Source organism: Pseudomonas sp. NPDC089534, from assembly GCF_044749305.1.
Classification (GTDB): Bacteria; Pseudomonadota; Gammaproteobacteria; order Pseudomonadales; family Pseudomonadaceae; genus Aquipseudomonas; species Aquipseudomonas ekonensis.
The window spans coordinates 56,853-67,246 of record NZ_JBIVHR010000024.1 but is presented as its reverse complement, the minus strand read 5'-3'; the positions used below and the strand labels follow the sequence as shown (position 1 = coordinate 67,246).

The following is a 10,394-nucleotide window of genomic DNA, read 5'->3' as shown; positions in this document are numbered from 1 at the left end:
GGTGACGGTGTGGGGCGGCTGGTCGGTGAAGTGGTACGTCGGCCTGCTCGACAACACCCAGCTGATGGGCTCGGTGGTGCGCTCGCTGGAGATCGCCTGCTACACCGCGATCGCCGCCGTGGCGCTGGGTACGCTGGCCGCGTTCGTGCTGACCCGCGTCACCCGCTTCAAGGGCCGCACGCTGTTCGGCGGCCTGGTCACCGCGCCGCTGGTGATGCCCGAGGTGATCACCGGCCTGTCGCTGCTGTTGCTGTTCGTGGCCATGGCACAATTGATCGGCTGGCCCCAGGAGCGCGGCATCGTCACCATCTGGATCGCCCACACCACGTTCTGCGCGGCCTATGTGGCGGTGGTGGTGTCGGCGCGCCTGCGCGAGCTGGACCTGTCGATCGAGGAAGCAGCGATGGATCTGGGCGCCAAGCCGTTCAAGGTGTTCTTCCTGATCACCATCCCGATGATCGCGCCGTCGCTGGCGGCGGGCGGCATGATGTCGTTCGCCCTGTCGCTGGACGACCTGGTGCTGGCCAGCTTCGTGTCCGGCCCCGGCTCGACCACGCTGCCGATGGAAGTGTTCTCGGCGGTGCGCCTGGGCGTGAAGCCCGAAATCAACGCCGTGGCCAGCCTGATCCTGCTGGCGGTGTCGCTGGTGACCTTCCTGGTCTGGTACTTCGGCCGCAAGGCGGAAGCCAACCGCAAGCGGGCGATCCAGGAAGCCATGGACCAGACGGCCAACGAATCGTGGCAACAGCCGCAGCGCGCGGCGGCCACGGCCTGACGAATGTGGCGAGGGAGCTTGTCGGGGCGCCGAACCGTCCCGCTTGAGTGCGCAATGCTCACAAGCCTTTGGGGCCGCTTCGCTGCCCAGCGGGAGCAAGCTCCCTCGCCACAGGTTATTGCCGCAACGTGAAGTAGCTGTGTTTTTGAACAAGAAAAATGGAGTTTCACCGATGAAAATGTTTGGCAGGACTCTGCTGACACTGTCCTTATTGGGCGCAATCGCCACGGGCGCCCAGGCCAACGACAAGGTGCTGCGCGTCTACAACTGGTCCGACTACATCGCCCCCGACACCGTCAAGAAGTTCGAGGACGAGACCGGCATCCAGGTGACCTACGACGTGTTCGACAGCAACGAGACCCTGGAGGCGCGTCTGCTGGCGGGCAAGTCCGGCTACGACATCGTCGTGCCGTCCAACAGCTTTCTGGCCAAGCAGGTGAAGGCCGGGGTCTACCAGGCCCTGGACAAATCCAAGCTGCCGAACTGGAAGAACCTCAACCCGGTGCTGCTCAAGAACGCCGCCGCCAGCGATCCGGACAACGCCCATGCGTTCCCGTACATGTGGGGCTCGATCGGCATCGGCTTCAACCCGGACAAGGTACGCGAAGTGCTCGGCAAGAACGCGCCGGTCAATTCCTGGGACCTGCTGTTCAAGCCGGAGAACGCCGAGAAGCTCAAGGCCTGCGGGATCAGCTTCCTCGACTCGCCGACCGAGATGCTCCCGGCCGCCCTGCACTACCTGGGCTATCCGGTGAACGACAAGGACGCCCGGCACATCGCCGAGGCCGAAGCGCTGTTCATGAAGATCCGCCCGTCGGTGGCGTATTTCCATTCGTCCAAGTACATCTCGGACCTGGCCAACGGCAACATCTGCGTGGCGGTCGGCTACTCCGGCGACGTGCTGCAGGCCAAGGCCCGCGCCGAAGAGGCCGGCAACCAGGTGACGATCGACTACAGCATCCCCAAGGAAGGCGCCGGCAGCTTCTACGACATGGTCGCCATCCCCCGCGATGCGGCCAACGTCGAGAACGCCTACCTGTTCATGAACTTCCTGATGCGCCCGGACATCATCGCCGAGATCACCAACAGCATCGGCTACAGCAACGCCAACCAGGCCGCCACGCCGCTGGTGGACGAAGCTATCCGCAACGATCCGGGCTCGTACCCGCCGCAGGAAGTGATGGCCACGCTGTACGCGGTGCCGGACCAGCCGATCGCCACGCAGCGGATCATGACCCGAGGCTGGACGCGGGTGAAGCTCGGCAAGTGAACCTGTGGGAGCGAGCCTGCCCGCGATAGCGGTGGGTCAGGCAACACAAAGGCGCCTTCCCACAAGGGATACAGCAAGATTCAAGACAACGGTTTCCCGTTCATGCAGCGCCTTACCACCGCTGCACCCTCTCTCTGAACGGCCTCACCTGGCACTCCTCGGTTCAGGTGAATTCAGGCGCCCTCGGGCGCCTTTTTTTGTCGGCTCAGGCCAGCGGCCATTCGGCCAGGGCGCGGTAACGGCCCTTGTGGGATTCGAACAGGGCAAAGCGCTCGGCCCGCAGGAAGAATTCCGGCGGCGTGGCGGATTCGGGGACGGGCTCGCGAAAGTCGCGCATCAGGGTCAGGTGCGGGCGGAACTCCCTGGGCGGCTCTTCGAAGCCGAACGGCAACATCGCCTGTTCCAGCGCGTACACCAGCCGCAGCAGCGGCGGCGGTGCCTGTTCCGGCGCCAGCGACAACACGCCGGCCTTGCGCCACACCTGCAAACGGTCCAGCGAAATCCTCAGCGCCGCTCCCGGCGTGCCCACCTTGGCGGCCGCTTCGCACACCTGCGCAATCTGCGCCAGCGGCACCGCGCCGAGAAACAGCAGCGTCAGGTGAAAGTTGTCCGCCGGCACCGGCTTGCCGGCCCGCAGGTTCAAGGCGCTGCGCCACTGGGCGATGGCCTTGCGCTGCGCCGGCGGGCAGTCCAGGGCAAAGAACAGCCGCTTGAACGCTTGATCCCCTCGAACGTCGTCCGTCATGGCCCCTCTCCTTCACGGGTGATGATCCTGCGGATTCTACACGGCCGTTTTCTGGCGGCCCGCGACAGGGAGGTTATAGTTCATGGATGGCCATCGACCGGAGACCGCCATGCGCGAGATCCTCAGCAAAGAACCCTGGTGGGCCCGGCCGCCGGATCCGGGGCAGGACGAAACCGAACTGGAATGGGGCTGGCTGGTGCATTACAGCGAAGGCGAGCCGCGTTTCGAATTCATCCGCGAGCGGCCGACGGACGAACAGATCCGTCTGCGCAAGAGTTGCCGGATCACGCCCACGGTGGAATGAGGAGCACATTGAAATCCTCAGGGTGAAGACCCAGGCAGAGATGAGGCCGGATGTACCGGCCCCTTCGCGGGGAAGCCCTCTCCCACAGGGATCCCGTTCGCATGCTGTTTATGGGGGCCGGCACAGCCCGCCCCCACAACCGGTCAGGCCATCTCCAGCGCCCGCTCCTCCCGCACCGGTTCCGTCTCGAAGCGATCGGCCAGGAACGGCGTGATGTCCAGCGGCAGCGGCTCATCGTTAATCAGCTTGTCCAGCAGCACGCCGGTGATCGCCGAGGTCAGCACCCCGGTGCGAAAGTGCCCGCAGGCATTGAGGTAACCCTCCACCCCCGCCATCGGCCCGAGGATCGGCAGTTCGTCCGGCGAACCCGGCCGCAGCCCGGCCCAGGTGCGCTTGAGGTTGATGTCCGCCAGCTCCGGCAGGCAGCGCACCGCCCCCTGCACCAGCCCGGCGATTTCCGGCCAGGTGGTGGTCACGTCGTAGCCCTTGTCCTCGGTGGTGCTGCCGATCAGGATCTCGCCGTTGTCCTTCTGCGCCACGTAGCAGTCGCTGGTGGTCAGGCAGCCGTTGAGGATCTTCGGCATGCGCTCGGTCAGCAGGATCTGCCCTTTCACCGGCTTGACCGGAATCCGCACGCCGGTGGCCCATTCGCTCAGGTCCGCCGCCCAGGCGCCGGCGGCGTTGACCAGGGTCTTGCAATGGAACACCCCGGCTTCGGCGGTCTGCACGCCGGTCACCCGCGTGCCGTGGTGCAGCACCCCGGTGACGTTGGTGTTGAAGAACAGGTCCACGCCGTTTTGCCGGGCGCCTTCGGTGTAGGCATCGGCCAGGCGGAACGGGCTGACCTGATGGTCGCAGAGGAACTCCAGCGCCCCGCGCGCCTCATGGCTGACGCTCGGCTCCGACTCGCGCAGGGCCGCCTGGTCGAGCCAGCGAACCTGGTCGGCCAGGTGCGGGATGCAGCCGACGATGTGCTCGGCGTACATCCGGTCCTCGTCGTCGTAGATGACGAACTTGAGGCCGGTCTTCTCGAACTTGAAATCCATCCCGTGGTTGTCGGCCAGCTCCCGGTGCAGCGCCGGGTACAGGGCGTTGGACTGCAGGGCGAAGTCGAAGAACGACGGCGGCAGGATGTGCGGCGTGCTGGCGTCCACCGCCACCGCCGCGCCCTGGGTCTCGCGCTTGCGGTTGGCCGACATCATGCGGAAGAAGATCACCCCGCAGCCCAGCCCCACCGACTCGCCGATGGCCCACAGGCCGCCGGCCGAGGCGCGGGTGGCGTTGCCGGGGCGCTTGGCGTCGATCAGGGCGATCTTCAGGTCCTTGCGCTTGGACAGCTGATAGGCGACGGATGCGCCGATCACGCCGCCGCCGGCGATGACCACGTCATAGAACTTACTCATGGGAAACGGCCTCCGTGCCGAGGGACTGGAACGCGGAAAAGGGAATCGGATCGATCGGGAAGCGCGGCCGCAGCCAGCCCACATCGCGGCGGCCGGTGGCCTGGCGCAGGCGGTCGCTGCAATAGCCGACGCACATCCGCCCCTGGCAGTCGCCCATGCTCACGCGGGTGCGCATCTTCAGGCTGGCGATGTCCTGCACGCCCTGCTCCAGCGCCCGGTCGATGTCGGCGCGGGTCGCGTGTTCGCAACGGCAGATCACCGTGTCCGCCGCCGGCAGCGCGGTCTGGCCGACGCCGCGTTCGGTGTAGCGGTCCACCGCCGCACGGAAGCGCACGATGGCCTTGAGCTTGCCCAGGTAACGGTCGCGGCGCACCCGCGCCAGTTCCTCTTCCAGCACGCCCCGCTGCAACAGGATCGAGGTCGCGGCGATCTTGCCGGCGAGCATCGCCGCCTCGCCGCCGCGGATGCCGCCCATGTCGCCGGCCAGGTGCACGTGGGACTCGCTGCTCTGCTGCCAGACATCGGCGTTGGCGCGCAGGTAGCCGTCGTCGCTGAAGCCGTGGTCCAGGCCCATCTGCTGGCTCAGTTGGGTGCGCGGAATGAAGCCGTAGCCGACCGCCAGGGTCTTGGCCTCGATGCGCTCGGCGCGGCTCATGTCCGCCTCCCAGGTCGCCGAGTACGGCGCCACGCTGACGCTCTTCAGCTCGCCTTCGCCGTGGGCCTCGACCACGCCCCAGCCGTAGTTCATCGGGATGCCGTGCAGCTTCAGGTAGGCCAGCATGCTCACGCCGTCGAGGAACAGCTGCGGCTTGTTCAGCAGCGCCAGGCTCTCGCGGGCGATCTTGCCGAACGCGCAGGCCTCGTAGACGCCCGCCACGCTGACGCCGGACGCGTGCAACTGGCACGCCACCAACGGCAGCAGCGGCCCGGTGCCGGTGATCACCACCGGCCCCTGGGGCTTGACCACGCCGCTCTTGATCTGCAGTTGCAGGCCGCCGAGCATGATCACGCCCGGCAGCGTCCAGCCGGGAAACGGCACGCTGCGCTCGTGGCAACCGGCCGCCAGCAGCAGTTGCGGATAGGTGATCTCGTGCAGGCGCTCGTCGCCGTCCAGCACCACCAGCGAGCGGGTGCCCTCGGCGCCGACCACCCGATGGTTGAGGCGCACGTCGATCAGCCCGGCCTGCTCGCGGAACTCGCCGTGCAGTTTGCCCAGCACCTCGGAATAGCGCGGCCCGAGGTAGTCCAACTGCACGCCGTCGCGCAGCGGACCGCGATAGACCACGCCGCCCAGCCGCGAAGCCTCTTCGAGCAGGATGCAGCGCACACCATGGCGGGCCAGTTCGGTGGCCGCCGCCATGCCCGCCGGACCGCCGCCGACGATGACCGGATGCTGGCTCATACGACCTCCTGCCCGTGGATGCGGTTGACCTGGGTCTCGATGCTCATGCCCTCGCGCACCACGGTCTGGCAGGCGCGGCGCTTGTGCCGCCCGTTGATCTTCACCAGGCAGCACTGGCACACGCCCATGCCGCAGTAGGCCCCGCTGATCTGGTTGTGGTCGTTGCGTGCGACCTGGCGCACGCCGAGGGACTGAATGACGCTGAGGACGGTCTCGCCGATGGCGGCGGTGACGGGCTGGCCGTTGATGTGGACAGTCATATCCGCCTGCGTCAACGGCTGGATATCAAAGGTTCTTTCTAGGCAGTGCATTGCGAATCATCCGTGAAAAGTTCAGGTGAGGTTGCGTCAGCTCCTTGCTGCACTACACCTTGCCGGCCCGTGGGATTTGTCTCTCTATCGGGCAGGCAGCGGTCCTGCGTCAGCGCAACATCAGTGCGCGCGCAAGCAATGTAGTCGATCCAGCGGCAAGGGCGTGGAAGTTTTACGGTAGGGGATACCGCGAGAGGGAATATTGATCCAGGCCAGTGAAAGGCCCGCTGCCCGGACCGATCCGACGACCGGGCCAGGCAGGCTTGCAGATGAGGTGGGTCAGTGCACGAACAGGGCGATCAGGATGATGATCGGGATCGGCACGCCAAGGAAAAACAGCAGTAGTGAACGCATGGTGAACCTCCCGGATTAACGGACAGGGGAAACGCTGACGGCGGTGAACGTGCCCGCTTCGACGTACTCGACCGCGTCCCGGCGACGACCGCCGAACGTGGCCGCGAGGCTGGCGAAGAATGCGCCGGCCAACAGCGCGACGAACATCCACAGCGATGTCCAGGCCGCCGCTTTGGCGGCGGTGTCGGCCGCTTGCTGCGCCTTGAGCCTGGCGTCGGCGATGGCTTTCTGGGTGCGGGCGTACACGTCGTCGACCCGGCGTTCGGCATCGGCCCGGGTCAGGTCGGTGCGTTGCGCGACCAATTGGGCGAGGTAGGAACGGTCCTCGGCGCTGAGCTGACCGTTGGCCAGGCTCTGGGCGAAGATCCGGGTCACGTCGCCGCGCACGGCATCGTCGCTGACGGCGGCGGGACGCCCGTCGCGGAACAGGCTGTCGACGAAGTAGCCGTACCGGTCGGTGCCGCTGTCCGCCGCCTGCGTCAGGCTGCCGGCCGCACTGCCGACGGCTTGGGCACCGGCGTGCAGGCCACCGCCGACCAGGCCGCTGACCGAGCCGGCCACCAGGGTCGCGGTGACCAGCGTCGCCACGCACCAGGCCAGGAAGCCGTGGGCGGTGTCGCGAAAGTACACTTCATCGCCGTGCAGCGCGGCCCACTTCACCCGCAGGCGCCCGGCGATGTAGCCGCCCAGCCCCGAGGCGACGATCTGCGTCGCCGCCAGCCAGACAATGGCGGAGATGCCCAGCCCCTTGGCGCTCACGCCCTCCCCGGCCCACGGCGAAACGGCGGAGAACCCCAGGCCGATGCCCAGCAGCACCAGGATCGCCGACAGGGCGGCGGCCGCCGCCGCACCGGCGAAGATCGCGCCCCAGGACACGCCCGAGGCATTGCCCGCCCCGGCTTCAACGTCAGGATAAAAACCATCGGAGGATCTATTCATTGTCGTGGCGCTCCCGGCATGAAAAATGGTGTTACAACTCGTCACCAGACGAATTGCACCGACCGTGCCAGACCGCGCGCTCGAATAAATCGTTGTTTTTCAGCGGGTTGAAATTCACCGACGCGCACCGTCCATGCAGTTTGCAACGACGGCACGATCTCAGCGGGTTTTATGCATTGCGTTGGCTCAGGCGAAGGTCACTTGCGCCGGTAGCTCTTGTTGCCGCTGGGCGTCAGGCAGTACACCCCGCCGCGCGGCCCGGTGCAGAACGAGCCGGTGCCGCAGGCGCAGCCGTCGTCGCTCTGCAGCAGCGTCTGGGGCCGGGCCGCGCCCCTGTCGCCGAACATCGCCGCGCAGCTTTTCTTCGAGCCGCTGATGGAGCCGTCGTTGCACAGGAACAGATCCCCGTCGCACCGGGCGATCCCGCCCTTCTTGCCCGAGCACGGCGTGTTGGCCGCCGATGCCGACGCGCACGCCAGCGCCAGCAACAACCCCGTCAACGGTATCCAGCCTCTGCGAATCATGGTGGCCACGGTGTCCCTTCCGATTGAAATTGTGGCCAGATGATATCAATGTTGGCGGACAATGAGATTTCCGGTTTCGCTCGTTGGCGGCTACAACATGAAAGTTAATTTAAAGCGTCACCGACAAATGTTGGCAAAATGCAGCCATTCCGTTTGAACCGATCAGCAGGCCCCTCATGACTCGCATCCTGACCATCGAAGACGACGCCGTGACCGCCCGGGAAATCGTCGCCGAACTGAGCAGCCACGGCCTCGACGTGGATTGGGTGGACAACGGCCGCGAAGGCCTGGAGCGCGCCGTCAGCGGCCACTACGACCTGATCACCCTCGACCGCATGCTGCCCGAGCTCGACGGCCTGGCCATCGTCACCACCCTGCGCACCATGGGCGTGGCCACGCCGATCCTGATGATCAGCGCCCTCTCCGACGTCGATGAGCGGGTGCGCGGGCTGCGGGCCGGCGGCGACGATTACCTGACCAAGCCCTTCGCCACCGACGAGATGGCGGCCCGGGTCGAAGTGCTGCTGCGCCGCCAGCACAACGGCGGCGCCCAGCCGACCACGCTGCGCGTGGCGGACCTGGAGCTGGACCTGATCAGCCACGAGGCCCGCCGCGCCGAGCAGGTGCTGACGCTGTTGCCCACCGAATACAAGCTGCTGGAGTTCCTGATGCGCAACAGCGGCCAGATCCTGTCGCGCATGATGATTTTCGAAGAGGTGTGGGGCTATCACTTCGACCCCGGCACCAACCTGATCGACGTGCACATCGGCCGTCTGCGCAAGAAGATCGACCCGCCGGGCAACGTCCCGCTGATCCGCACGGTGCGAGGCTCGGGTTATGTCATTGCCGAACCCGTCTGACGGCTGGCGCTCCTCCAGCAGCCGGCTGCTGGCGCTCTACAGTTCGCTGTTCGTGGCCTGGAGCGCGATCCTGATGGGGGTCATGTACTTCGAGGTGTCGAGCTACCTCGACAACCTGGCCAAGCATTCGCTGATGCAGCGCCAGCACCTGTTTTCCCACTTTCGCGGCGAACAGCTGGAAGACGCGCTGGCCGCGAGCATGACCTTCGACATCCGCGGCATCGACGCCTACGGCCTGTTCGATGCGCATCGCCGTTACCTGGGCGGTGCCTTGCAGCAGATCCCCGACGGCCTGCCGCTGGACGGCAAGATCCACACCCTGGCCGACTGCGCCGACTCCGACGACCCCACCCTGCCCGCCGACAGCTGCGACGCGGTGGCGACCCAGACCCGCGACGGCCGCTGGCTGATCCTGCTGCGGGACAACGGCTCGCTGTTCGCCGTGACCCGGATCATACTGCACGCGCTGCTCTGGGGCGTGTCGCTGACGATCCTGCCGGGCATCGCCGGCTGGCACTTGCTGCGGCGCCGTCCGCTGCGCAGGATCCGCGCGATCCAGGCCAGCGCCCAGGCCATCGTCGCCGGCGACCTGACCCGGCGCCTGCCGCTGTCCAACCGGCGCGACGAACTGGACATGCTCGCCGCCATCGTCAATGCCATGCTCGAGCGCATCGAGCGGCTGATGAACGAAGTCAAAGGCGTGTGCGACAACATCGCCCACGACCTGCGCACCCCGCTGACCCGCCTGCGGGCGCAGCTTTACCGCATGCAGCAGCAGGCCGGCGAAGGCTCGCAGGAGGCGGCGCAACTGGATCTGGTGCTGGCCGAGGCCGACACGCTGATGGCGCGCTTTCGCGGCCTGCTGCGGATCTCCGAACTGGAGGACCGGCAGCGGCGCTCGGGGTTCGTCGAACTGGAGCCGGTGCTGCTGCTTCAGGAGCTGCATGAGTTCTACCTGCCGCTGGCCGAGGAAGACCAACTGCGTTTCGAACTGCACATGCCCGAATCCCTGCCGAGCCTGAACGGCGACCGGGCGTTGCTGTTCGAGGCGGTGGCCAACCTGCTGAGCAACTCGATCAAGTTCACCCCGCCCGGCGGCACGGTGATTTTGCGCGGGGTCGACGAGGCGGGGCACACGCGGATCGAAGTGCACGATTCCGGCCCCGGCATTCCCGAGTCCGAACGTGAGGCGGTGTTCCAGCGCTTCTACCGCGCCGAAGGCGGGCAGCCAAAGAACGGCTTCGGCCTGGGACTGTCGATCGTCGCGGCGATCGTCAGCCTGCACGGCTTCAGCCTGGAGGTCGGGCGCAGCGAACTGGGCGGCGCGAAACTGGTGCTCGATTGCCGGGAGAGCCTGATTTCACAGCCCTGAAAGCGCCCTTCCCCGCTGAACTGCAGGAGCCAGCTTGCCGGCGAAGGCGATCTGTCAGGCAACCTCGATGTCGGCTGTGTCGGCCTCATCGCTTGCAGGCAAGCTCCCGAACCGACAGGCACCTCTGCGCCATCG

General features: G+C 66.6%; 11 protein-coding genes. 5 read left to right on the top strand and 6 right to left on the bottom strand.

The annotated features are described in order from the left end of the window. On the top strand, positions 1-775 hold a 775-nt coding region (locus ACIP0B_RS10320; protein ID WP_400831660.1), incomplete at its 5' end, for an ABC transporter permease subunit. Between the two features lie 172 nt (positions 776-947). After that, a complete protein-coding gene (locus ACIP0B_RS10315; protein ID WP_400831658.1) occupies positions 948-2,045 on the top strand; it encodes a polyamine ABC transporter substrate-binding protein in 1,098 nt (365 codons plus the stop codon). Between the two features lie 205 nt (positions 2,046-2,250). Here ACIP0B_RS10315 and thpR read toward each other — a convergent pair whose 3' ends face one another. Then, on the bottom strand, positions 2,251-2,790 hold the full coding sequence (gene thpR / locus ACIP0B_RS10310) for an RNA 2',3'-cyclic phosphodiesterase (protein WP_400831656.1): 540 nt from the start codon (positions 2,788-2,790) through the stop codon (positions 2,251-2,253). A gap of 109 nt (positions 2,791-2,899) precedes the next feature. Here thpR and ACIP0B_RS10305 point away from each other — a divergent pair, with 109 nt between their 5' ends. After that, positions 2,900-3,094: a hypothetical protein gene (locus ACIP0B_RS10305; protein WP_400831666.1), complete on the top strand. Its 195-nt coding sequence runs from the start codon at positions 2,900-2,902 to the stop codon at positions 3,092-3,094. Between the two features lie 143 nt (positions 3,095-3,237). Here ACIP0B_RS10305 and hcnC read toward each other — a convergent pair whose 3' ends face one another. From hcnC to ACIP0B_RS10280, 5 genes are all read right to left on the bottom strand, one after another. Further along, positions 3,238-4,497, bottom strand: coding sequence for a cyanide-forming glycine dehydrogenase subunit HcnC (gene hcnC / locus ACIP0B_RS10300; protein ID WP_400831655.1), 1,260 nt, complete (start codon positions 4,495-4,497; stop codon positions 3,238-3,240). Next, positions 4,490-5,899, bottom strand: a complete 1,410-nt coding sequence (hcnB, locus tag ACIP0B_RS10295; protein ID WP_400831654.1) for a cyanide-forming glycine dehydrogenase subunit HcnB — start codon at positions 5,897-5,899, stop codon at positions 4,490-4,492. The genes hcnC and hcnB overlap by 8 nt, the downstream gene beginning before the upstream one ends. After that, the gene (gene hcnA, locus ACIP0B_RS10290) at positions 5,896-6,210 is read right to left on the bottom strand and encodes a cyanide-forming glycine dehydrogenase subunit HcnA (RefSeq protein WP_400831653.1); all 315 of its coding nucleotides are present in this window, start codon (positions 6,208-6,210) and stop codon (positions 5,896-5,898) included. Before hcnA ends, hcnB begins: the two co-directional genes overlap by 4 nt. A gap of 369 nt (positions 6,211-6,579) precedes the next feature. Continuing rightward, positions 6,580-7,503, bottom strand: coding sequence for a hypothetical protein (locus ACIP0B_RS10285; RefSeq protein WP_400831651.1), 924 nt, complete (start codon positions 7,501-7,503; stop codon positions 6,580-6,582). A gap of 197 nt (positions 7,504-7,700) precedes the next feature. Further along, positions 7,701-8,027: a hypothetical protein gene (locus tag ACIP0B_RS10280; protein ID WP_400831665.1), complete on the bottom strand. Its 327-nt coding sequence runs from the start codon at positions 8,025-8,027 to the stop codon at positions 7,701-7,703. A 176-nt stretch (positions 8,028-8,203) separates the two neighbouring features. On the opposite strand from ACIP0B_RS10280, the gene ACIP0B_RS10275 reads away from it, so the two are divergent. Then, on the top strand, positions 8,204-8,887 hold the full coding sequence (locus tag ACIP0B_RS10275) for a response regulator transcription factor (RefSeq protein ID WP_400831650.1): 684 nt from the start codon (positions 8,204-8,206) through the stop codon (positions 8,885-8,887). Then, positions 8,865-10,259: a sensor histidine kinase gene (locus ACIP0B_RS10270; RefSeq protein ID WP_400831648.1), complete on the top strand. Its 1,395-nt coding sequence runs from the start codon at positions 8,865-8,867 to the stop codon at positions 10,257-10,259. The genes ACIP0B_RS10275 and ACIP0B_RS10270 overlap by 23 nt, the downstream gene beginning before the upstream one ends. Positions 10,260-10,394: the final 135 nt, after the last annotated feature.